The 22,110-nt window shown below is 65.2% G+C and carries 18 protein-coding genes and 1 pseudogene; 10 read left to right on the forward strand and 9 right to left on the reverse strand.

Annotated elements, in window-relative coordinates; translation table 11 throughout:
* The first annotated feature begins 45 nt into the window (after window positions 1-45).
* Both AC07XB_RS05715 and AC07XB_RS05720 read left to right on the forward strand, forming a co-directional pair.
* Window positions 46-1,611: a class I adenylate-forming enzyme family protein gene (locus AC07XB_RS05715; RefSeq protein WP_492826560.1), complete on the forward strand. Its 1,566-nt coding sequence runs from the start codon at window positions 46-48 to the stop codon at window positions 1,609-1,611.
* Between the two features lie 36 nt (window positions 1,612-1,647).
* Entirely contained in the window at window positions 1,648-2,484 is an 837-nt protein-coding gene (locus AC07XB_RS05720) for an IclR family transcriptional regulator (RefSeq protein ID WP_492826558.1), read from the forward strand.
* A 160-nt stretch (window positions 2,485-2,644) separates the two neighbouring features.
* Here AC07XB_RS05720 and AC07XB_RS05725 read toward each other — a convergent pair whose 3' ends face one another.
* The 5 genes from AC07XB_RS05725 to AC07XB_RS05745 all read right to left on the reverse strand — a co-directional run bounded on the left by AC07XB_RS05725 (window position 2,645) and on the right by AC07XB_RS05745 (window position 9,275).
* Window positions 2,645-2,959: a hypothetical protein gene (locus tag AC07XB_RS05725; protein WP_492826556.1), complete on the reverse strand. Its 315-nt coding sequence runs from the start codon at window positions 2,957-2,959 to the stop codon at window positions 2,645-2,647.
* 60 nt (window positions 2,960-3,019) lie between these two features.
* A complete protein-coding gene (locus AC07XB_RS05730) occupies window positions 3,020-4,180 on the reverse strand; it encodes a porin (RefSeq protein WP_492826554.1) in 1,161 nt (386 codons plus the stop codon).
* Window positions 4,181-4,328: 148 nt separating this feature from the next.
* Window positions 4,329-7,460 (reverse strand): efflux RND transporter permease subunit, encoded by a 3,132-nt coding sequence (locus tag AC07XB_RS05735; protein ID WP_492826552.1) that lies wholly within the window; start codon window positions 7,458-7,460, stop codon window positions 4,329-4,331.
* Window positions 7,457-8,572, reverse strand: a complete 1,116-nt coding sequence (locus tag AC07XB_RS05740; protein ID WP_492374247.1) for an efflux RND transporter periplasmic adaptor subunit — start codon at window positions 8,570-8,572, stop codon at window positions 7,457-7,459. The genes AC07XB_RS05735 and AC07XB_RS05740 overlap by 4 nt, the downstream gene beginning before the upstream one ends.
* Window positions 8,573-8,660: 88 nt before the next feature.
* Complete coding sequence (locus AC07XB_RS05745) at window positions 8,661-9,275, reverse strand: TetR/AcrR family transcriptional regulator (protein WP_492807492.1); 615 nt, start codon at window positions 9,273-9,275, stop codon at window positions 8,661-8,663.
* Window positions 9,276-9,360: 85 nt separating this feature from the next.
* On the opposite strand from AC07XB_RS05745, the gene AC07XB_RS05750 reads away from it, so the two are divergent.
* From AC07XB_RS05750 to AC07XB_RS05765, 4 genes and pseudogenes are all read left to right on the forward strand, one after another.
* Window positions 9,361-10,836: an efflux transporter outer membrane subunit gene (locus tag AC07XB_RS05750; RefSeq protein ID WP_492826550.1), complete on the forward strand. Its 1,476-nt coding sequence runs from the start codon at window positions 9,361-9,363 to the stop codon at window positions 10,834-10,836.
* Between the two features lie 75 nt (window positions 10,837-10,911).
* Window positions 10,912-11,718, forward strand: a complete 807-nt coding sequence (locus AC07XB_RS05755) for an oxidoreductase (protein WP_492826548.1) — start codon at window positions 10,912-10,914, stop codon at window positions 11,716-11,718.
* Window positions 11,684-12,073 (forward strand): annotated as a pseudogene (locus tag AC07XB_RS05760) (MFS transporter); the annotation flags it as partial. The gene AC07XB_RS05755 and the pseudogene AC07XB_RS05760, both read left to right, overlap by 35 nt.
* Before the next feature lie 201 nt (window positions 12,074-12,274).
* On the forward strand, window positions 12,275-12,799 hold the full coding sequence (locus AC07XB_RS05765; protein WP_492807355.1) for a nucleoside deaminase: 525 nt from the start codon (window positions 12,275-12,277) through the stop codon (window positions 12,797-12,799).
* 25 nt (window positions 12,800-12,824) lie between these two features.
* On the opposite strand, the gene AC07XB_RS05770 is transcribed toward AC07XB_RS05765, so the two are convergent.
* Genes AC07XB_RS05770 through AC07XB_RS05785 form a run of 4 tightly spaced genes read right to left on the reverse strand, consistent with a single transcriptional unit; the run spans window position 12,825 to window position 18,162 of the window.
* Entirely contained in the window at window positions 12,825-13,898 is a 1,074-nt protein-coding gene (locus AC07XB_RS05770) for an Ldh family oxidoreductase (protein ID WP_492374251.1), read from the reverse strand.
* Between the two features lie 42 nt (window positions 13,899-13,940).
* Window positions 13,941-14,933, reverse strand: a complete 993-nt coding sequence (locus AC07XB_RS05775; protein WP_492374252.1) for a Bug family tripartite tricarboxylate transporter substrate binding protein — start codon at window positions 14,931-14,933, stop codon at window positions 13,941-13,943.
* 55 nt (window positions 14,934-14,988) lie between these two features.
* On the reverse strand, window positions 14,989-16,413 hold the full coding sequence (locus AC07XB_RS05780; protein ID WP_492826545.1) for an FAD-binding oxidoreductase: 1,425 nt from the start codon (window positions 16,411-16,413) through the stop codon (window positions 14,989-14,991).
* A gap of 45 nt (window positions 16,414-16,458) precedes the next feature.
* The gene (locus tag AC07XB_RS05785; RefSeq protein ID WP_492826543.1) at window positions 16,459-18,162 is read right to left on the reverse strand and encodes a thiamine pyrophosphate-binding protein; all 1,704 of its coding nucleotides are present in this window, start codon (window positions 18,160-18,162) and stop codon (window positions 16,459-16,461) included.
* A 280-nt stretch (window positions 18,163-18,442) separates the two neighbouring features.
* Here AC07XB_RS05785 and AC07XB_RS05790 point away from each other — a divergent pair, with 280 nt between their 5' ends.
* From AC07XB_RS05790 to garL, 4 genes are all read left to right on the forward strand, one after another.
* Window positions 18,443-19,534: a Bug family tripartite tricarboxylate transporter substrate binding protein gene (locus AC07XB_RS05790; RefSeq protein ID WP_492826541.1), complete on the forward strand. Its 1,092-nt coding sequence runs from the start codon at window positions 18,443-18,445 to the stop codon at window positions 19,532-19,534.
* Window positions 19,535-19,657: 123 nt separating this feature from the next.
* Complete coding sequence (locus tag AC07XB_RS05795) at window positions 19,658-20,752, forward strand: malate/lactate/ureidoglycolate dehydrogenase (RefSeq protein ID WP_492807345.1); 1,095 nt, start codon at window positions 19,658-19,660, stop codon at window positions 20,750-20,752.
* A 44-nt stretch (window positions 20,753-20,796) separates the two neighbouring features.
* On the forward strand, window positions 20,797-21,171 hold the full coding sequence (locus AC07XB_RS05800) for a 5-carboxymethyl-2-hydroxymuconate Delta-isomerase (protein WP_043355096.1): 375 nt from the start codon (window positions 20,797-20,799) through the stop codon (window positions 21,169-21,171).
* A gap of 143 nt (window positions 21,172-21,314) precedes the next feature.
* Window positions 21,315-22,106 carry a 2-dehydro-3-deoxyglucarate aldolase gene (garL, locus tag AC07XB_RS05805; protein WP_492807343.1) on the forward strand — a complete coding sequence of 264 codons (792 nt, stop codon included), beginning with the start codon at window positions 21,315-21,317 and terminating at the stop codon, window positions 22,104-22,106.
* The last annotated feature ends 4 nt before the right edge of the window (window positions 22,107-22,110 follow it).

The raw sequence follows: 22,110 nt of genomic DNA on the forward strand, positions 1-22,110 counted from the left end.
GAAAAATCCGGCGGCCCACGCCGGACGCCTTATCTGGAGACTGTGATGAGTAGCACCCCCACGCCCGCCGCGCACGCGCCGGCTGCCGCCCCGTCCGCTTCGCCTGCCACTGCATTTTCCCGCCTGCACCAGACCATCGGCCCCTGGGTCCAGAGCCACCCCGAGCGCGTGGCCCTGATGGACGCCGAGCGGTCCCTGCGCTACGGCGAGCTGGACGGCGCCATTGCCGAAACCGCCCGCGCACTGGCTGGCGCCGGCGTGCGCGGCGGCGATCGCGTGGTGCTGGTGACCGAGAACAGCGTGGGCTGCGCGGTGCTGATCCTGGCGCTTAGCGCGCTGGACGCATGGGCCGTGCCGGTCAATGCCCGCCTGTCCGCCCGCGAGATCGACAACATCATCGAACACTCGGGCGCGCGCATCGCGCTCTACCTCGACAACGCCCATCCCGAAGCACGCGAGCACGGCCTGGCGCGCGGCGCGCAACCGGCCGAATGGCCGCATGCGGGCAAGCTGCTGCTGGGCGCGCTCAATGCAGCCGCCGTGGCTGAGCCGGTGGACGCAGCGGCACGCGACCAGGTAGCCGCGCTGATCTACACCACTGGCACCACCGGCGCCGCCAAGGCCGTGATGCTGACGCACGCCAACCTGATGTTCATCGGGCGCTCCAACCGCCTGCAGGCGCGCGTGCAGCCGGGCGACCGGGTCTACGGTGTGCTGCCGATCTCGCACGTCTACGGTCTCTCCGTGCTGTTGGTGGGTCCGCTCTCCAACGGCGCCACGGTGTTCTACGAACCGCGATTCCGCCCCGAGAAGCTGGCGCACGCGCTGGTCGCGGAGCGGCTCACCGTGCTGCATGGCGTGCCCGCCATGTATGCCAAGCTGATCGAATGGAGCCGCGCCCAGGCAACGCCGCTGCAAGCGCCCGCGCTGCGCATGGCGCAATCTGGCGGCGCGCCGCTCACCGCCACGCTCAAGGCGGCGTTTGAAGCGAGCTTCGGCATCATCCTGCACAACGGCTATGGCATGACCGAGACCTCGCCCACGGTCTGCCAGACCCGGGTGGAATCGCCGCGCACGGATTGCTCGGTGGGCCCGGTGGTGCCTGACGTGGAGATCCGCCTGGGCGAGCCCCTGCCCGATGGCAGCGGCGAGCTGCTGGTACGCGGCCCCAACGTGATGAAGGGCTACTACCGCCGAGCCGACCTGACCGCGCAGGTGATCGACGCCGACGGCTGGCTGCACACCGGCGACCTGGCGCGCATCGATGCCGACGGCGCCGTCTCCATCGTGGGGCGCTCCAAGGAAATCATCATCCATTCCGGTTTCAACGTGTACCCGGAGGAGGTCGAGCAATCGATCAACGCCTACCCGGCCGTGCTGCAGTCGGCGGTGGTGGGACGCGCGGTGGAAGGCAACGAGGAAGTGATCGCCTTTGTCGAAGTGCGCGAGGGCATGACGCTGGACCAGGCCGCGCTGCGCGCCTTCCTGCGTGAGCAGCTGTCGCCCTACAAGATGCCGGCGGAGGTCAGGATCGTGGCCCACCTGCCGGCCGCACCGTCCGGCAAGATACTCAAGGCCAAGCTGCGTGAGCTGCTGGCCAGTGCAGGCTGAGACGCAAGCTCAGCCCCAAGCCAGCCGAGGCCACCCATGTCCGAACCGCAGACCGAAGATCCGCCGCACGAAACGCAAGTGCCGCAGCACATGCAGCAGCACAAGGAAGACCGGCATTTCGTGACCGCGCTGGCGCGGGGCCTCGATGTGCTGGCGAGTTTCCGCAGCTTTGAGACGCGGCTGGGCAATGCCGAGCTGGCGCAGCGCTGCGGCCTGCCCAAATCCACGGTGTCGCGCCTCACCCATACGCTGACGGAGCTGGGCTACCTGCGGCTGGACCCGGAGCAGGCCAAGTACCAGCTCGGCAGCTCGGCGCTGGCCCTCGCGCCCGCGGCGCAGCATGGCGTGGATGTGCTGGCGGTGGTGCGGCCGTTCATGCAGGAGCTGGCCGACCTGTCCCAGGGCGTGACGTCGCTGATCGTGCGCGATCGGGCGCAGATGCTGATCTTTGAAAACTGCCAGTCGGAGTCATACCTGACGCTGCGGGTGGCGGTCGGCACGCGCATTTCCGGGCTGACCTCGGCCGCGGGGCGTGCCTACCTGCAAGCGTTGCCGGCCGTGGAACAACGGCAAGCACTGGCTGCCTTCCGGCAACAGGAAGGGGTGGACGCCCCCAATGCGCAGGCCATTGTGGAGCGCAGCCGCGCGGAGGTGGAGCGCCAGGGCTGCACCACGTCGTTTGGCGAATGGCTGCCGGACATCAACTCGATCGCCGCCGCGTTCCGGCCCGGCCCGGCGCTGCCGCCGATGACATTGTCGTGCAGCGGGCCTACCGCCATCGTGCCGGCCGCGCTACTGCTTGAGACGGTGCGCCCGCGCCTGCTCGAGAGCATTCGCGGCATCGAAGCGGCGCTGCGCGCGCAGGATCGCTAGGAGCGGTTGGCCGGGATTTGTAAAAAAAGAGTTGGGAAAGCAATCGGATATAAAAAAAGACCGCCTGCCCCAAGGTCGAGAGAGCACGGAGGTAACATGGGCAGGCGGGTGCAAAAGTTTGCCGCTGCTTACGCAGCGCCCAACATCGGAAGCAACGTGTTCAGGTCAACCTGTTACTTGGCGACTCGCTGTCGGTCGATGGCATGTCGAAGCCAGTACCGAACGTGTCGAGCACCTTGAACTTCGCGGTGTCCACATGTGGATCGGGCGTGCCAGTTCGCGTGCCGTCGCTGAACGGATCGAAGGGTCCCCACTTCGCCGCATTGCCTTTGGCGTCGAACTTGACGTGGAGCGCAGCGTCCACCCAAGAGCGTCTCTTTTCGCCCTTGCTTCGCGCGGGCGCAACCGTTGTGAAGCTCGAGGCCACCAGCACCGCGACGGCGAACCCACCAAAAATTACCGACTTGGTAATCATTTTTCGCTCCTTGAGGAAAATACCATCTGAATATTCTTGTAAGGCATCTCATAACGCCGCTCAAAACGTGTGGCGAAGTCCAAGCCCTACCCCAAGCATGGACGTCTCGCCTGCACCGAGGGCGTAGCTATTCCCTGTCCCCAGACTGTTGGCATAATTTACGGCGCTATTATCAAGATTGAGTCCCGCGTTCTTTGCGAAAGAAGTTACGACGTAGGCACTTGTACGCTTGGAGAATGAATAATTGGCGATTGCCGTTACTTGCCATGGATTTCCCATTTGCGATTCACCTACTCTTCGGTGAATCTTGTCGTACGCGTACTCCAAAGTGAAATCCACACTCGGTGTCAACTTGTAGTTTGCGCCGATCCAATAGAAATCGTCTCTCAGGATTTCACTTCCGGCCCCATCTTTATTCTTTCCCCAGCGGTACCCGGTCATTATCTTTGCGGGCCCCGCAGCATAGCTTCCGGCAATCGCGAGTTTTTTGAATCCTCCCGTCCCGTTCACCATGCTCGGATTGAATTCGTCAAAGGCGAGCGCTGCTCCAAAACTTCCGCCAAAATAATTCACTCCAACGCCATACGCGGAGTCTCTGCGAAATTGCCCCGGAACCTCGCCGGTTCCTGTGAGCGGGATTGTGCTTGGCGCGGTGGCGGGTAACGCGAGACCTGTTCCAAAGGACCAATGGGCACCGATAGTGAAGGGACCGAAAGCACCGCTATATTTCGCCGTGTTGTCTTCTCGATAGGCAGGCCCAAGAAGAAGTACGGTTGGCGAGTACTGCGTTGCGTAGATTGTTGGTGAGAAATTCGCAATGGAATCAAACAGCGATGTGTATTGACGCCCGAATGTGAATTTTCCAAGGGAGCTACTTTGCAATCCAACGAACGCCTGTCGACCAAAAAGTCGACCCTGCATCTGAGTACCGTTATCGAGACTCACGCCGCTTTCCAGGACAAAAATGGACTGCAGGCCTCCACCAATATCCTCTGTGCCGCGAATCCCCCAGCGCGATCCAGACAGACCACCAGAATCCATTCGATAGACGTTTTTTCCGGCCCCACTATTGAACCCATTGCTTACCAATGGCACCGTACCGACGTGATTTGCGTATTCCATGCTCATATCTGCAACGCCATACAGAATAACGTTAGACTGAGCCCAGGTCATGCCAGAAAATAGGCTCAAGGAGCCCAGAAGAATTGGATTTACCTTCATATTTTGTCTCCTCACCACGATTTTTATGACCTCTCGCACAGCAGCACACCTTGGGTGGAGGTCATGCACCCAATGTCTCGTCTAGAAGACGCTTTAATGCAAGTGGATTGGAATCAAGGGAAATGTGGCAGGAACATGCCCTTGCAATTCAATATGACTCGGGCACCAGTTTTCCGGCGGGCTGCGCGGTGGTCTCGTGCCGATCGCGCTGTGCATCGGCCGCGTTGCCTGGCCGAATCCTGAACCAGATCGAGTACATGGCCGGCAGGAACACCAGGGTCAAAATCGTCCCAGCAAATGTCCCGCCGATGAGCGTGTAAGCGAGTGCGCCCCAGAACACTGAATGGGTCAGCGGAATGAAGGCCAGGATGGCGGCCAACGCGGTGAGAATCACTGGCCGCGCACGCTGGACGGTGGCTTCTACAACGGCCCTGAACGGGTCCAACCCTTCGGCTTTGTTGTGCTGAATCTGCCCGATCAGGATCAGCGTGTTGCGCATCAAGATGCCCGACAACGCGATCAGGCCGACCAGCGCGTTGATGCCGAACGGCTGCCCGAACAGAATCAGCGTTGGCACCACACCAATCAAGCCGAGGGGGCTGGTCAGGAACACCATGACCATCGCCGGAATGGACCGCACCTGGAAGATGAGGATCAACAGTGTGACGGCCAGCATGATCGGGAACAGCGGCAGCATGGCCTTCGTCGCCTTGCCCGATTCTTCGATGGAGCCCGCTTGTTCAATGCGGTATCCGCTGGGCAGCTTCTCGATGATCGGCTGAAGCTGCTTGCTGATGGCTGTCGACACGTCGGGCGGCTGCAGGCCATCGGCAATATCGCCGCGCACCGTGATGGTCGGCACGCGGTCGCGCCGGCGGATGATGGGTTCCTCCATGCGCACATCGATCTCGCCCACTTGCGAGAGCGGAATGCGTTGCCCGTTGGCGCCGGCTAGCGTGAAGTCGCCAATCTTGGCCGGATCCAGTCGGATGTCGCCGGCCGAGCGCGCGGTCACCTGCACGGTGCGGATGTCCTCGCGCACCGCCGTCACCGGAATGCCATTGAGCAGGAACTGCAATTGTTGCGCGACGGCGCTGGAGGTCAGCCCAACGGCCTGCAAGCGGTCCTGCTGCAAGGTGAAGTGCAGCGTGGGTACGCGCATCCCCCAGTCAGTGTTGACCGTGCGCATCATCGGGCTGGCGTCCATCACCTGCCGAACATCGGCCGCGATGCGGCGCAACGTCTGCGCATCCGGGCCGGTCACGCGGTAAGCGACCGGAAACGGCGAATACGGACCGAACACGAGCTGCGTGACACGCACGCGCGCCTCGGGGGCGAGGCCGTCGGCAATCGCCTGGCGCAGGCGCCGCTTCAACGCGTCGCGCTCTTCCTGGCTATCGGTGCGGATCACGATCTTGGCGAACGACGGATCCGGTAGTTCCGGCCCCATCGCCAGATAAAAGCGCGGCGCACCCTGGCCAACGTAAGCCGTCACAATCCTGGCCTCCTTCTGTTTGGCGAGCCAAGCTTCCAGCTTTGCGGTGGCCGCGCTGGTCTGGTTGATCGATGTTCCATAGGGCATCTGCACCTCGACCAGCACTTCAGGCCGATCCGAAATTGGGAAGAACTGCTTCTTGACCACCGCCATACCGAGGATGGCCAAGGCAAAGAGCCCGACGACCGAACCCGCGACCAGCCATTTGCGCGCAATCACACGCCTGAGCAGCGCACGGAAGCGGTTGTAACGCAGGGTGTCGTAAATCGCATCGTGGCCGCCTTCGACCTTCTTGAAGTCGGGCAGCATCTTTACGCCTAGGTAAGGCGTGAACACCACTGCGACCACCCAGGACGTGATCAGCGCAATGCCCACGATCCAGAACATGTTGCTGGTGTATTCACCGGCGGTGGATCGCGCAAAGCCATTGGGCATGAAACCGACGGCGGTCACCAGCGTGCCCGATAGCATGGGCGCCGCAGTATGGCTCCACGCATAGGCCGAAGCGGCGATGCGGCTGTAGCCCTCCTCCATCTTCACTACCATCATTTCGATGGCGATGATGGCGTCATCCACCAGCAGGCCCAGCGCCAGAATCAAGGATCCGAGAGTGATGCGGTCGAAGTTCTTGCCAGTGGCGACCATCACCACGAAGACCACCGCCAGTGTCAACGGCACGGCCGCGGCCACCACCAGGCCCGCGCGCCAGCCCATGCTGACGAAGCTCACCAGCATGACCACCAGCAGCGCGGCGAAGAACTTGAGCATGAACTCATCGACGGCAGCGGCGATGTTGACTGCCTGGTCGGTCACCTTGGTCAAGCTCATGCCCAGCGGCATGTCAGCATTGATGGCGCCCACCTCCTTGTCGAGCGCCTTGCCCAGGTCCAGCCCGTTCCAGCCTTCGCGCATGACGATGCCCAGCAGCAAGGCAGGCTGGCCACCATTGCGCACCATGAACGTGGCAGGGTCCTCGTAGCCGCGCTTGACCGCGGCAATGTCCGACAGCTTCAACGTTCGGCCCTGCGATACAACCGGCGTATCCCGAATCTTCTGCAGCTCGTCGAACGCGCCGTCCAGACGGATGAATACCTGCGGCCCTTTCGTCTCTACCGAGCCGGCTGCCGTCAGGGCATTCTGGCTGTTGAGCGCGGCAAACACTTCTTGCGGACTCACGCCCAGCGTCGCCAGCCGGTCATGGGAGAACTCGACATAGATGCGCTCCGACTGCTCGCCGATGATGTTGACCTTCTTCACGCCGGGCACGTGCAGCAAGCGCTGACGCAGCGTCTCCGCATCTCGCGCGAGCACACGTTGCGGTTCGCCCTGCGCCTTGAGCGCAAACAACGCAAAGGTCACGTCCGCATACTCGTCGTTGACCATCGGCCCGATCACGCCGGGCGGGAGGTTGGCCACCTCGTCGCTGACCTTCTTGCGCGCTTGGTAAAACTCCTCCTGCACTTCCGACGGTGGCGTGCTGTCGAGCAGGGTCAACGTAGTGAACGCCAGGCCCGGCCGCGTGTACGTTTCCGTGCGGTCATACCAGCGCAGCTCCTGCATGCGCTTTTCGAGCTTCTCGGCCACCTGATCCTGCATTTCCTGCGCGGTGGCGCCGGGCCACGCGGTGATGATGGTCATCACCTTGACCGTAAACGCCGGGTCTTCCGCGCGGCCCAGCTTGAAGAAGGAAATGAGACCCGCCAGAGAGATCAGGCAGATAAGGAACAACGTGATGGCGCGCTCGCGCACGGCGAGCGCCGATAGATTGAAACGACCTTGGCTCACAGGCGCACCCCCGCGATGGCAGTGCTGGCACCTTGCCCTGCCACACGGACTTGCTGTCCTTCACGCAGCAGTTGTACACCAAGCGCGACGATCCGGTCCCCTTGCTTGACTTGGCCAGCAACCCGAGCGCTTTCGTCACCGAGGCGCACGATGGTGACGGATCGCCACGACACCTTCGCCGGATCACCCTGGATGACCCACACGCCCGGGCCCTTGCCGGCATCGAACACGGCACCAAGCGGCACCTGCAGATCGCCTTGCACGGTGGTAAGCCGATCGGGAATCTGGATCGTCACGGTAGCGCCCAGCGGCGCATTGGCCAGTTCCCCATCCAGCACATAGCGCGCTTCGAACGTGCGGGTAAGCCGATCGGCAGCATCCGACAGTTGCCGCAGCTTGGCAGGTACACCGGCGCTTTCCTTACCGAAAAGCGTGGCTTGTGCGACAGAGTCGATCGCCGGCCGCAACGTTTCCGGCAACTGGACCACCGCTTCACGGCGGCCAGCGTGGGCCAGCCGTACGACGGCTTGCCCTGCGTTGACGACCTGGCCGGGCTCGGCCAGCGTCTCCATGACCACGCCTTCACCATCGGCAACAAGCTCTGCGTAACGGCTGGCGTTACGCGCAACATCGGCCTGCGCTTGCGCTGCGCTCAGCTGGGCTTTGGCTGCGTCCGCCGCAGCCTTGGCTTGGTCATAGGCTGAGGCGGAAATGGCGCCAGTTCCGCGCAGATCGCGGTAGCGGGCTTCGTCTTCCGCCGTCTGGTGCGCGCGCGCTCGCGCGGCGCCCACGGCTTCTTGCTGTGCGTGCGCGGCGAGCTTCAGATCGACAGGGTCGATGCGCATGAGCGGTTGCCCGCGCTTGACGGTCTGCCCGGCATCCACAAGCCGCTCCAACACCTTGCCGGGCACGCGGAACCCGAGATCACTCTGCACCCGGGCAGCGACGACCCCCGTGAATGAACGCGACGCGGAAGCGACGGGCTGAACGAACGCGGCACGCACCAACGGTGCCTCGGTGCGCGGATCGGCAGGGGCCTTTTCGCCGCAAGCGCTCAAAGCGAGCGGCAACGCACCAATAACGATAGAGGTAACAAAGCAACGAGAAAGCATGAAAGCCCCATCGACAAGATGATCTGGGCTTTCATTCTGGTTCTTGTGACTATTTTAGTCAATGGTCACAATCAAAAAAATCTGCACGTCAGGGGGAAAGACTCCGAAGCACGAGGCTGGAGAGCAGCCCGGGCGCACTATCCGTGTAGTCAAAGCTGTACTGCAAAAGCAACGGATTCATGTACGGGCGCATAACCAGGTAGATGGCCGTCGTGGCCTCGTCCAACGGCGTCTTGCGCTCGAAGTCTCCGGTCTCCCGGCCCTCCTGCAGCACATCGCGCAACAACCTCTGGATGCGGTCCTCATAGGCGATTACCGCTTGCCAGCGTTCAGTCGCTGCCGAGGCCGCGATCTCGTACAGCTTGCGGTCGTGGGAAAACAACCGAAGGCTGGCCTCAGTCAAGGCTTTGAACATGCTCCGGAGCTTCTCCGGCGGGGAGTCGGCGTCGGCCAGGGCGGCATTCACGTCGGCCTCGATGTCGCGCAGGCAGTTGGCGCAGATCATCTCGCCAATGGCCTGCTTGGACTCGAAGAACTTGTAGATGTAGGCCTTGGAAAAACCGATGGCCTTGGCCAGATCGGAAACGGCGGTTTTCTCGTAGCCGTAGCGGCTGAAATGCTCGGTGGCGGCGGCAACGATCTGGTCTCGCACGTCATGGTCCGCCGGGCCACGGGCGGAAACGGGGTACGGGGTGGTCTTCATAGGCTCCAGCTTACGCGAGTCGCGATAGTTGAACAACTTGTGACCATTTTGTACTATAGTCACAAAAACACGATGGAAGACATCCATGCTGCCAAAACACTCCTTTATGGCCCTCTTCGCTGCCAGCCTGGCGACCGGTTGTGCCGTCGGCCCCGATTATGTGAAGCCAGATGTGCCGGTTCCCAGACAATTCCAGGGCCAGACAGCAGTGGAGCAGCGGACAGCCAACGCCGAAGCCGATCTGCCTGCGTGGTGGGCTGGCTTTGGCGATCCGCAACTTACGCGGTACGTGCAGCTCGCGCTGGAACAAAACCTGGACCTTGCACAGGCCTTCGCCCGCGTCACGCAAGCCCGTGCGGGGCTTGGCGCTGCCAATGCTGCGTTGCTGCCCTCCGGCAATGTCACGGGCCAGGCCGCGCGTGCGTACCAGTCCGTCGAAACCCCTTTGGGCCGCGTCTTGAATTCGCGGCCCGGCTTCGATCGCTACGGCAACGCTTTTGAGGCCGATGTCAGCGCAAGCTGGGAGTTGGACGTATTCGGCGGCCTGCGCCGTGGCCGCGAAGGGGCTCTTGCCGACTACCAGGCCTCCCAGGCGGGCGCAGTCGCCACACGGCTGGCCGTGGCCGCACAGACTGCCGATATCTACATCACCATCCGCGGCTTACAGACGCGCTTGAAAGTGGCCCGCCACCAGGTACAGACGCAAGAAGAATTGCTCTCCACCATCAACCTGCTGTACGGCAAGGGACTGGCGGCCGAGCTTCAAGTCCGGCAGGCCGAAGGCGCACTCGCTCAGGTTCGCGCTTCCATCCCACAGCTTGAGGCTGGCCTCGATGCGGCGATGAACGCGCTGGATGTGATGCTCGGCTCGCTGCCGGGCACGCACCGGGCGGAGCTTGCGCAAGGCGGCGACATCCCGGCCGCTCCGCAAATTGCGATCAGCGGATCGCCGGGCGAATTACTGAGGCGCCGCCCTGACCTCATCGTTGCCGAGCGCCGCCTGGCGGCTTCCAACGCGCGCATCGGTGTCGCCATTGCGGAGTACTACCCGAAGTTCTCGCTCAGCGGCCTGCTGGGCAGCGCCACATCGGTGGGCGCCGGCAGTCTGTTCAGCAGCGGTGCCAGTCAATTCGCCGGCGTGCTTGGCCTGCGCTGGCGCCTGTTCGACTTCGGCCGTATCAACGCACAGATCGATCAGGCCAAGGGGCAAGAGGCGGAGATGCTGGCCGCGTACCGGCTCGCCGTGCTGCGCGCCACGGAGGATGTGGAAGACGCCTTCTCTGCCCTCGTCAAGCGCGAAGAGCAAGCGGCTGTGCTCACACAAGGCGTGGATTCGCTTGGCCGCGCGCGAAATGCATCGTTTGCTGCGTATCAAAAAGGCGTCGTCAGCCTGATTGAAGTCCTGCAAGCCGACGAAAGCCTGTTACGTACATCAGACGCGCGCGCGCAGGCGCAAACCGAATCAGCGCGCGCTGCCGTCGCGGCTTTCAAGGCCCTGGGCGGTGGGTGGCAGCCCAACGAATCGATCGCCGTTGCTAGCAAACAGTCACTGTGCGGATGAGGCTGCGCATTCAGCACGGCTCATCGCTCGAACCTTTACCGCAGCACCGAACCACACATACCGAAAGAAACTGCCATGTCTAGTTCCAAAGTTGTCGTCATTACAGGCGTGTCCTCGGGCATCGGCCGTGCCACCGCCGCGAAGTTTGCGCTGCGGGGCTGCCGGGTATTCGGCACCGTGCGCAACGTCGCAAAAGCGCAGCCGCTACCGGGCGTTGAGCTGGTCGAGATAGATATCCGCGATGAAGCCTCTGTTCAACGGGGTATCCAGGCCATCATCGCGCAGGCCGAGCGCATCGACGTGCTGGTCAACAGTGCCGGCGTGACGCTGCTCGGAGCGACCGAAGAAACCTCGATCGCCGAAGGGCAGGCGCTGTTCGACACCAACGTGTTTGGCATCTTGCGCACCACACGAGCCGTATTGCCACACATGCGTGCGCAACGTTCGGGAAGAATCATCAACATCAGCTCCGTGCTCGGCTTTCTGCCAGCGCCATACATGGGCCTATATTCGGCATCCAAACACGCTGTGGAAGGGATGTCCGAGACGTTGGACCACGAGGTACGCAAGTTCGGCATCCGTGTGGTGCTTGTCGAGCCCTCATTTACCAAGACTAGTCTGGACATCAATGCCCCTCATGCGGTTTCCAAGGTAACTGCCTACGACGACGAGCGCAGCGTCGTTTCGCAGGCGATTCAAGAAAGTGTACAAAAAGCACCGGATCCCGATGGCGTCGCGAGCACGGTCGTCGATGCCGCCTTTGGTACGTGGAAAATGCGCCGCACACCCAAAGGCGAGGCCTCCCTCCTGAGCAAGCTGCGCCGTTTCATGCCGGCAGGCCAGGTCGATGCAAATCTGCGGAAAACGTTCGGGCTTTCCTGAGGCGCTTTATCCCAATCAGATCCGACGCACACATCATCTGAAGAGCCTCATGACAAATCCAGATAGCTCAGCAACCGCCGCCTTCAGTGCCTTACGTGCAGGGTTTCCTCAAGCCACTGCGGCAAATCTCTCCTGGGTGCTCAATGCCTACACCGTTGCCTACGCTGCAACGCTCATTCCGTCTGGCGGGTTGGCAGATAAGCATGGGCACAAGAAGGTGTTTCTGGCCGGCGTAGGGCTATTTCTGGCGGCGTCGGTTGCATGTGGTTTGGCTGTCAACGTAGGGTGGCTCGTTGCAGCACGCGTGCTTCAAGCCATCGGCGCTGCGTTGCTGACGCCCGCATCGCTCTCGATCGATTTCCTATTTAAATCCACCGCTTTGCGGAGGTTCTGCGGATTCTTTGCGAATCCCGGCCGACCGTCGCTAGGCACCCGCGTCTTGCCGCCATGATGGCGGCGGCCGTGGTCAGGCCCTGCGGCTTGCATGTCATGATTCGCACCAGACCACCACGCCGTCGCGCCGCCACGCGCTTCACGAACCCACCGGGACCAGACCATGACTACATTGATTGCCGCCGACACTACCGCTGCTGCCACGGGGCTGAGCCAACAGGACCTGCGCCTGCTGCGCGAGGCCATCCGCCTGTCGGAGGCGTCCCGCGCCCGCGGGCGCCATCCCTTTGCGGCGCTGGTGGCGGACGCCGACGGCAATATCATCGCCAGCGCCGGCAACAACTCGATGCCGCCCGAGGGCGACCCCACCCAGCATGCCGAACTGGTCGCCGCGGCCGAAGCCGCCCGCAAGCTGTCGCCGCAGGCACTCGCCAGCGCCACGCTCTACACCAGCGCGGAGCCCTGCTGCATGTGTGCCGGCGCCATCTACTGGTGCAACATCGGGCGGGTCGTGTACGCGCTGTCCGAGCACCGGTTGCTGACGCTGACCGGCGCGCACCCCGAGAACCCCACCTTCTCGCTGCCCTGCCGGGAGGTGTTCGCGCGCGGGCAGCACAGCGTCGCCGTGCTGGGCCCCGCGCTGGAGGACGAGGCGGCGCAGGCGCACGCGGGCTTCTGGCAGGACTGATCGCGTTTCGGCGCCGGGCTGCGCCTCAAGCCAGCGGCGCCGGCGCCGCCATGCCGAACTTGTCCAGCCAGGGCTGGATCTGCGGCAGGATGGCGGGATTCAGCGCCACGCCATCGCGCAGCTGGCGCGCCTTGCGTTCCAGCGCACCCTGCCCCGGCAGGCGCACGCGATCCACGCCAGGGCGCGGCGGATTATCCGTGCAGGCCCGCGCGATCCATCCCATTTGCCCGGCAAAGGCTTCTTCACCGGCAAAGGCGGACGGATCCAGTATCTGCAGGAACACGGTATTGCCCCAGCGCTTGCCCGGATCGTCGCGGCCATGGCCGGACAGGCCGGCGGTCAGCGCTTCCACCATCAGCGACAGCGCATAGCCCTTATGGCCGGCATCGAGCCCGCCCAGCGGCAGGATCGAGCCCGCGTGCGGCGCAAACATGACGGCGGGGTCGTCGCTGGCGTTGCCGTTCTCATCGATCAGCCACTGGTGCGGCAGGCGCTTGCCTTCCTTGTACAGCCGCGTGGTCAGGCCGACCGTGGTGACCGAGGTGGAGACATCGATCAGCACCGGGCCGTCGGGCGTGGGAAAGCCCGCCGCCACAGGACTGGGCGAGAACACGGGGCGGGTGCCGCCGAACGGCGCCACGGTCATGGCGGCCGGCGCCGAGGAGTACAGCAGCATGACGAAGCCTTCCCGCGTGGCGCGCTCCAGGTAGGCGGCCAGGCACGCAATATGGTGCGCGCGGCGGATGGTGACCGTGCCGGTGCCGTAGTCGCGCGCCCGCGCCATCGCGCTTTGCATGGCGCGCAGCGTCAGCCACGGCCCCGGCAGGCGCTTGCCGTCCCAGGTGGCCACGGCGGCGCGGTTGGCCAGCACCTCGTAGTCCTCCTTGACGGCCATGCTGCCGCTTTCGATCTCGGCCAGGTAGGTGGGCAGCAATTGCAGGCCGTGTGTATCGTGGCCCATCAGGTCGCCTTCGACCAGGATGTCCGCCACGTCGGCGGCCCGGTCGGCGGGCATGCCCGCGCGCTCGAACATGGCCTGCGCCATGCTGCGCAGCGCGGCGGCGTCATGGCGCACGGTGGCTGGGGGTTGGCTTTGCATAGGGGCTCCGTCAGGTCGGGCGCGACCGGCGCGCCCAGGGTTTTACTCGTTGACCGATACGCCGGCCGCCTTGACCACCTTTTCCCAGCGCGCCTTCTCGGCCAGCGCGAAGACCTGGAATTCTGCGGCGGGCTTGGGGTCCGGCTCGGCGCCGGCATGGACCAGCTGCTCGCGGAACTCGGGCCTGCGCATGGCCGCCATCACCGCATCGCTCACCTTCGACACGATCTCGCGCGGCGTGCCAGCCGGGGCAAACAGGCCGAACCACGAGCCGGTCACAAAGCCTGGCAGGCCGGCTTCTTCCATCGTCGGCACATCAGGCAGCGCGCTCATGCGCTGGGTGCCGGTCACGGCAAGCGCCTTGAGCTTGCCGGACTTGACGAAGGGCAGCGAGGTCGGCGCGTTGTCGAACATGATCTGCACCTGCCCGCCCATCAGGTCGGTCACCGCCAGCGCGCTGCCCTTGTACGGCACATGCACCATCTGGATTCCGGTCATGACCTTGTACAGCTCGCCCGACAGGTGGATCGAGCTGCCCGCACCCGACGAGGCAAAGGTGGCCTTGCCGTTTTCGCTCTTCACGAACTGCGTGAGTTCCTTGACGTTCTTTGCCGGCACGGCGGGATTGACCACCAGGATATTCGGCACCGAGGCGACCATGGCCACGGCAGTGAAATCCTTGGCCGTATCGTAGGGCATCTTGCGATAGAAGCTGGCATTGATCGCATTGGTGCCAACCGTGCCCATCAGGAAGGTGTAGCCGTCCGGCGCCGACTTGGCAACGATGTCGGCGCCGATGTTGCCCGAGGCGCCGGGGCGGTTTTCCACCACCACCGGCTGGCCCAGCGCCTTTTGCAGGTCGCGCCCGATCAGCCGGGCCACGATATCCGTATTGCCGCCAGCGGCAAACGGCACCACCACGCGGATCGGCCTGGACGGATAGGTGTCCGCCTGCACGGGCAACGCCACGCACGCGGCGGTGGCGGCCAGGGCGGCCAGCAGCGTGCGGCGCAACGGCTTGTAGCTTTGATGCATGGGTGTCTCCTCTCAGGTTCTTGTTGTGATGCTTGGCGCGTGGCGTGCAGTGCGCTCAGTGCGATGCGCCCGGCAGCAGCCGGCCCGGGTTCATCAGCCCGTGCGGGTCCAGCGCGTGCTTGATCTTTTGCATCAGCTTCATTTCCACGGCGGATTTGTAGTGCGCGTTCTTGTCGACCTTGAGCTGGCCGATGCCATGTTCGGCCGAGATCGAGCCACGCACACGGTGCACGGCCTCGTACACCAGCGCGCTGATGGCCGCGCCGTTGGCCCGCACAAAGTCCGCTTGCGACACGCCGTACGGCGCGCTGACGTTGTAATGCAGGTTGCCGTCGCCCAGATGGCCAAAAGCCAGTACGCGAGCGCCGGGATTGGCGGCCACGATGGCGGCGCTGGTGTGCGCAATGAACGCGCCGATCGCGGAGATCGGCACCGAGATGTCGTGCTTGAGGTTGTCGCCCTCCAGCGACTGGGCCTGCGGCAGGTGATGGCGGATCCGCCACAGCCCATCGGACTGCGCCAGCGAGGCCGCGATGGCAGCGTCCGCCACGATGCCAGCCTCGAAGGCCTCTTCCATCAGCTCCCCGAAGGCCTGCGTGGCGTGCGCCTCGCTATGCGGGTCGCTGCTCTCCATCAGCACATACCAGGGATGCTCCTGCCCGAAGGGCGCGCGGCAGTCCGGGAAATGTCGCGCCACCAGTGCCACGCACACGCCGCTCATCAACTCGAACGCCGTCAGCGTGGCGGCTAGCCGGCGCTGGGCCAGTTCCAGCAGGCGCAGTGCCGCATGCGGATCGCTCACCGCGGCCAGCGCCGTCATGCGCGCCGCCGGACGCGGGAACAACTTGAGGGTGGCGGCAGTGATCACGCCCAACGTGCCCTCCGCGCCGATAAAGAGCTGCTTGAGGTCGTAGCCGGTGTTGTCCTTGCGCAGGCCGCGCAGGCCGTCCCAGATCTCGCCGTCGGGCGTTACCACTTCCAGCCCCAGGCACAGCTCGCGTGTATTGCCGTAGCGCAGCACCTGCACCCCGCCCGCGTTGCTGGCGAGATTGCCGCCGATGGTGCAACTGCCCTCCGCGCCGAGCGACAGCGGGTACAAGCGCCCCGCTTCCTGCGCCGCCTGCTGCACGGCGGCCAGGATGCAGCCCGCCTCCGCGGTGAGCGTGTTGTTGATCGGATCGATCTCGCGGATGCGGTTCAACCGCGCCGTGGACAGCACCAGCGCGCGGCCGCGGTCGTCCGGGATGGCGCCACCCACCATGCCCGTATTGCCGCCTTGCGGCACCAGCGGCACTTGGCGCGCCGCGCACCAGCGCACGATGGCCGCCACGTCGGCCGTGCTATCGGGCTGCGCCACGGCCAGGGCGCGGCCGGTCCAGCTGCGGCGCCAGTCGGTGAGAAACGGCGCAGTGTCATCGGCGGCGCTCAGCAAGCGGCCGGCAAACTGGCTGCGCAAGTCGGCCAGCGTGGCATCGGTCATGGGATGTCTCCTGTCTTGTATTTTGTTTTTTGCTTTCTTCTTCTTTCAGTCCGCGATCCGCATCGCCGGGGTGATCTGGCGCGGGTCCGTGACCAGCTCCAGCACGGCGGGCTTGCCCGCGGCCTGCGCGCGCGCAAAGGCCGCGGCGAAATCTTCCGTCTGCGTCACGCGCTCCGCCCAGGCCCCGCACGACTGCGCCATCGCCACAAAATCCGGGCTCGGGATGTCCGTGCCGCTGACGCGCCCGGGATAGCGCTTCTCCTGGTGCATGCGAATGGTGCCGTACATGCCGTTGTTGACCACCACCACGATCAGGTTGGCGCCGTACTGCGCGGCCGTGGCCACTTCCTGCGGGTACATCAGGAAGCAGCCGTCGCCGGCGAAGCACACCACGGTGCGCTGCGGGTCGCGCAGCTTGGCGGCGATCGCCGCGGGCAGGCCGTAGCCCATGGCACCGCAGGTGGGGGCCAGCTCGGTGCGCGGCTGGCGATAGGCGTAGTAGCGATGCAGCCAGACCGTGTAGTTGCCGGCGCCGTTGGTCAGCACAGCGTCGTCGGGCAAGACCCGGTCCAGGTGCGCGACCACCGCGCCCATGTCCACGCCGGTGAGCTGCGGGTGCGGCTTGGCCGGGGCCACGAAGACGCCATGCGCGGCGCGCGCGGCGCTGGTCCAGTCGCCCCAGCGCACCGCCGCCGGCGGCGTGAGCGCGGCCAGCATGGCGGCGCCGGGCTCGATGCCCGCATGGATGGCCAGCTCGGGCTGGTAGACGCGGCCCAGCTCGGCACTGTCGGCGTGCAGGTGGAACAGGCGCTGGCGCGGCTGCGGGGCCTCCAGCAAGGTGTAGCCGTCGGTCGCGATATCGCCCAGCCGCGTGCCGAAGGCCAGGATCACGTCGGCCGTGCGCACGCGCTCGGCCAACGCCGGGTTGACGCCCAGACTGAGGTGCCCAACGTAGTGCGGATCGCGATTATCGAATACGTCCTGGCGGCGGAACGCACAGGCCACCGGCAGGTTCCAGCGCTGCACGAAGGCCGCAAAATCGGCCGCCGCCTGCGCGCTCCAGTTGGCGCCGCCGGCAATCACCAGCGGGCGCTCGGCCCCCGCCAGCGCGGCAGCGAGCGCATCGGCATCGACCGCGCGCGGTGCCGCCGCCACCGGGCGATAGCGGCCAGTATCGGCCACCTCGCACAGGCCGTCCAGGACGTCTTCGGGCAGGGAAATCACCACCGGGCCGGGCCGGCCCGAGGTGGCGCAGTGGAACGCGCGTGCCACCAGCTCAGGGATACGAGCCGGATCCTCGATCTCCACCACCCACTTGGCGATGGAGCCGAACATGGCGCCGTAGTCGACCTCCTGGAAGGCCTCCCGGCCCTTGTGGCCGCGAGCGATCTGCCCAACGAAGAGCAGCATCGGCGTGGAATCCTGCGCTGCGATATGCACGCCGATGCTGGCGTGCGTGGCGCCCGGGCCGCGCGTGACGAAGCAGATGCCCGGGCGGCCCGTGAGCTTGCCGTCGGCCTCTGCCATGTTGGCCGCGGCGCCTTCGTGCTTGCAGACGATCAGGTCAATGGCGGGCTGGTCGTGCAGCGCGTCGAGGACATCCAGGAAGCTCTCACCCGGCACGCAGAAGATACGCTCCGCGCCGTGGATGCGCAGCGCGTCCACCAGGACCCGGCCGCCGGAGCGCGCCGCCGGATTGGCGGAGGAGGAAGTGGAAGGCACGGTAGCTGCAACGGATTGGCTGGTCATGGCAGAAAGGAAATGGTGCAGTGCAATCGGGCCGGAGCCGGGATGAGAGCAATCCGGAACCTCCGGGAATGTAGCGATTGTTACGTCGCGAACGCTTCGGGCGCCTGGCTTCAGGCGCATTTCTGTTATGCGTAAAACGCAAGGCTACTACCACGGCACGCGTGTAGCCTGTTGCCAGGCGATCCCACCCTGCCACATGCGCCGCTTGCCAGAGCATAGCGGCCACGTCACGCAGCGCAAAGGACGATGGCCCAGACAAAAATACAATGGAGACCAAGACATGCTTCTGCAGCTTCTGCACCTGCGGCCCCTTCGGGCCAGCCAGCCGGCCCATCAGTCCCATCCCGTTTTGCAGCCCGTTTTGCAGCCCATTTTCCGCGCCGTTTCCCCATCTCGCCGCGCCTTTGGCCTGCTCGCCTGCGCCCTGGCCGCCGTTGGCGCGCTGCCGGCCCATGCGCAGGACACCTGGCCGGCCAAGCCGGTCAACTACGTGGTGCCCTTTGCCGCGGGCGGCACCACCGACGTGCTCGGCCGCCTGATTGGCCAGCGCCTGTCGCAGATGATCGGCCAGCCGGTGGTGGTGGAGAACCGCGCCGGCGCGGGCGGCAATATCGGCTCCGACTATGTGGCCAAGGCCGCGCCGGACGGTTACACCCTGGTCGGCGGCACCATCAGCTCGCACTCGATCAATGTGAGCCTGTATCCGAAGATGCCTTACGACCCGATCAAGAACTTCCAGCCCGTGGCCCTGATCGGCACCCTGCCCAACCTGCTGGTGGTCAACGCCAACAGCCCGTGGAAGACCGTGCAGGACGTGATCGCCGCCGCCAAGGCCAAGCCCGGCGCCGTCTCCTTCGGCTCGGCCGGCAACGGCACCTCGCAGCACCTGGCCGGCGAACTGTTCTCCAGCATGGCGGGCGTCAAGCTGCTCCACGTGCCGTTCAAGGGCAGCAGCCCCGCCGTGCAAGCCCTGCTGGGCAACCAGGTTGATGTCTTGTTCGAGAACAGCGTGGCCGCCATGCCGATGATTCAGTCCGGCAAGTTCCGCGCGCTGGCCACCACGGCTGCCAAGCGCGCCCGCGAACTGCCGGACGTGCCGACCGTGGCCGAAGCCGGCGGCGCGAAACTGCAAGGCTACGAGATCGTTTCCTGGCAAGCCGTGTTTGCCCCCGCTGGCACGCCTGCACCCATCGTCAACCGCCTTGCCGCGGACATCGGCAAGATCATCCAGGAGCCCGACATGCGCGCCCGGCTGGCCTCGCTCGGGATTGAGCCGTCCGGCGCCGGCCCGGCCGAACTGGGCGCGTTCCAGAAGAGCGAAGTGGCCAAGTGGGCGCAGCTGATCAAGAGCGCCAACATCCGGCCGGAATGACGCCAGTGCATGGCTCGCATGGCTTGCCGGGTACCCAAGCCGGGCCCGGCGGCTTATCATGGGGGCCGCCATGTTCGACCGATTTCCCCACCGATCTCCCCTTCTCTTTCGAACCCCAAGCTCATGAGTGAACACCGCATCCCGACTCCCGCCCTCCATCAATGGGTGGTCGATCTCTGGCTCGCCGCCGGCTCCGATGCCCGCGAGGCCCGCCTGACCGCCGACCACCTCGTCGGCGCCAACCTGTCTGGCCACGACTCGCACGGGGTCGGCATGATCCCGAAGTACGTGATGTCCTGGCAAGGCGAGCAGCTTCAACTGAACCAGCGCGTGAGCGTGGTGCACGAGGCTGGCGGCATCCTCAGCCTGGATGGCAATCGCGGCATGGGCCAGGCGGTGACCGAGGAAGCCATGGGCCTGGCCATCGAGCGCGCGCGCGAGCACGGCGTATGCGTGCTGGGGCTGCGCGCCTCGCACCACCTGGGCCGGGTTGGGCACTGGGCCGAGCAGGCTACCGCTGCCGGCATGATCTCCATCCACTTCGTCAATGTCCTATCCAAGCCGATCGTGGCCCCGCATGGCGGCTATGAGGCGCGCTATGGCACCAACCCGTTCACCATCGGCGTGCCGGTGGCCGGCGGCGAACCGCTGGTGATGGATTTCGCCACCAGCGCGATCGCGCTGGGCAAGGTGCGCGTGGCCAACAACAAGGGTGTGACGGTGCCCCCGGGCTGCCTGCTCGACACCGAAGGCCACCCTACCGACGACCCGGCCGTGATGTTCCCGCCCCCTGGCCAGGCGCAGGGCGCGCTGCGCCCCTTCGGCGAGCACAAGGGCTACGTGCTGGCGGTGATGTGCGAACTGCTGGGCGCGGCGGTCACCGGTGGCCACACCATCCGCCCGGAGACCCTGACCCACGAGCACGCGGTCTGGAACAACATGCTGGCCATCGTGTTCGACCCCGAGCGCCTGGGCAGCAGCACCACCTTTGGCCATGAAGTGCAGGCCTTCGTCGACTGGCTGCGCTCGTCGCACCTGCAGCCCGGCACCGATGCCATCCTGCTGCCCGGCGAGCCGGAACGTGCCTGGCGCCGCGCCCGCGCCGAATTCATGCCGGTGGACAGCGGCACGCTGGCCCAGCTTGACGACGCCGCGGCGCGCGTGCAGGCAGCGCGCGGCAAGTCGCCCGGCCCGCTGTCGCGGCTGGCGGTGGACTGATCCCCCGCCCCGGCGACTCACCGAAACCTTCAGGCCTAGCGACCATGCCCCACCTCATCATTGAAATTACCGAAAACACCCGCCTCACCTGCTCGCAGGAAGAACTGCTGGACGAGGCCAATGCCGCGCTGCTGGCCTCCGGCCAGTTCGGCGAGCCGGACATCAAGTCGCGCTGCATCACGCTGACCTCCTACCGCCAGGGCACCGAAGCGCGCGAGCGCGCTTTCGTCCATGCGCGCCTGCACATCCTGGACGGCCGCGACCTGGCCGTGCGCCAGGCACTGAGCCAGGCGATCTGCGAGGTCATTGCCGACGCGGTGCGCCCGGCCAACGCGGAAGACAGCGTGCAGGTCAGCGTGGAGGTGGTGGAGATGGAACGCGCCAGTTTCACCAAGCAGATCGTCAGCGGTTCGCACTGACCCGCCAGCCCAGCAAGCCATCTGGCATCAGCGCTGGCCCCGCAGCCGGTCAAAGGCTGAATGCGGGGCCACACCGCCCTGGCAGACCGGGGTCACCGGCTGACCCATTCGCCTTCCAGACTGAAAACAGGAACACCATCGTCATGTCCTCCCTCCCGAATTCAACCTTGCCCTCGCCCCTGCCCAACCGCTTTCGTGCCGACGTGCTGGCGCACAAGCGCGTGATCGGGTGCTGGTGCTCGCTGGGCAACGCCACCACCACCGAGATCCTCGGCCTGGCCGGCTTCGACTGGCTGCTGCTCGACGCAGAGCATTCGCCCAACGACGTGCTGACCTTCATCCCGCAACTGATGGCGCTGCAAGGCAGCCTGAGCGCGCCGGTAGTGCGCCCGCCCGCCAACGATCCGGTGTTGATCAAGCGCCTGCTGGACATCGGCTTCTACAATTTCCTGATTCCCTTTGTGGAGAGCGCGGAGCAGGCCGGGCGCGCGGTGAGCGCCACCCGCTACCCGCCAGCGGGCATGCGTGGCGTGTCGTCGGTCCAGCGCAGCAACCGCTATGGCACGGTGCCGGAGTACTTCAGCCAGATCAATGACAATATCTGCGTGCTGGTGCAGATCGAAAGCCGCAAAGGCGTGGACGCGGCCGACGAGATCTGCGCGGTCGATGGGGTCGACGGCATCTTTATCGGCCCGAACGACCTCGCGGCCGCCTACGGCCACCTCGGCAACCCCAACCATCCCGAAGTGCAGGCGCAGGTGGCGCGCATCTTCGCGGCCGCCAGGCGCGCCGGCAAGGCCGTGGGCACGCTGACACCGGTAGAAGCCGACGCGCGCCGCTACCTGGACATGGGCGCGAGCTTCGTGGCGGTGGGCGTGGACCAGAGTCTCTTCCGTACCGCGACGCAGGCGCTGCGCGATCGTTTCGCCAGCTAAGCGC

Source organism: Cupriavidus sp. GW821-FHT02F09, from assembly GCF_059421605.1.

Bases quoted from the DNA above. Each gene is read 5' to 3' on its own strand.
- AC07XB_RS05715 (WP_492826560.1), top strand. From the start codon at position 46: ATGAGTAGCACCCCCACGCCCGCCGCGCACGCGCCGGCTGCCGCCCCG.
- AC07XB_RS05720 (WP_492826558.1), top strand. From the start codon at position 1,648: ATGTCCGAACCGCAGACCGAAGATCCGCCGCACGAAACGCAAGTGCCG.
- AC07XB_RS05725 (WP_492826556.1), bottom strand. From the start codon at position 2,959: ATGATTACCAAGTCGGTAATTTTTGGTGGGTTCGCCGTCGCGGTGCTG.
- AC07XB_RS05730 (WP_492826554.1), bottom strand. From the start codon at position 4,180: ATGAAGGTAAATCCAATTCTTCTGGGCTCCTTGAGCCTATTTTCTGGC.
- AC07XB_RS05740 (WP_492374247.1), bottom strand. From the start codon at position 8,572: ATGCTTTCTCGTTGCTTTGTTACCTCTATCGTTATTGGTGCGTTGCCG.
- AC07XB_RS05745 (WP_492807492.1), bottom strand. From the start codon at position 9,275: ATGAAGACCACCCCGTACCCCGTTTCCGCCCGTGGCCCGGCGGACCAT.
- AC07XB_RS05750 (WP_492826550.1), top strand. From the start codon at position 9,361: ATGCTGCCAAAACACTCCTTTATGGCCCTCTTCGCTGCCAGCCTGGCG.
- AC07XB_RS05755 (WP_492826548.1), top strand. From the start codon at position 10,912: ATGTCTAGTTCCAAAGTTGTCGTCATTACAGGCGTGTCCTCGGGCATC.
- AC07XB_RS05765 (WP_492807355.1), top strand. From the start codon at position 12,275: ATGACTACATTGATTGCCGCCGACACTACCGCTGCTGCCACGGGGCTG.
- AC07XB_RS05770 (WP_492374251.1), bottom strand. From the start codon at position 13,898: ATGCAAAGCCAACCCCCAGCCACCGTGCGCCATGACGCCGCCGCGCTG.
- AC07XB_RS05775 (WP_492374252.1), bottom strand. From the start codon at position 14,933: ATGCATCAAAGCTACAAGCCGTTGCGCCGCACGCTGCTGGCCGCCCTG.
- AC07XB_RS05780 (WP_492826545.1), bottom strand. From the start codon at position 16,413: ATGACCGATGCCACGCTGGCCGACTTGCGCAGCCAGTTTGCCGGCCGC.
- AC07XB_RS05785 (WP_492826543.1), bottom strand. From the start codon at position 18,162: ATGACCAGCCAATCCGTTGCAGCTACCGTGCCTTCCACTTCCTCCTCC.
- AC07XB_RS05790 (WP_492826541.1), top strand. From the start codon at position 18,443: ATGCTTCTGCAGCTTCTGCACCTGCGGCCCCTTCGGGCCAGCCAGCCG.
- AC07XB_RS05795 (WP_492807345.1), top strand. From the start codon at position 19,658: ATGAGTGAACACCGCATCCCGACTCCCGCCCTCCATCAATGGGTGGTC.
- AC07XB_RS05800 (WP_043355096.1), top strand. From the start codon at position 20,797: ATGCCCCACCTCATCATTGAAATTACCGAAAACACCCGCCTCACCTGC.
- garL (WP_492807343.1), top strand. From the start codon at position 21,315: ATGTCCTCCCTCCCGAATTCAACCTTGCCCTCGCCCCTGCCCAACCGC.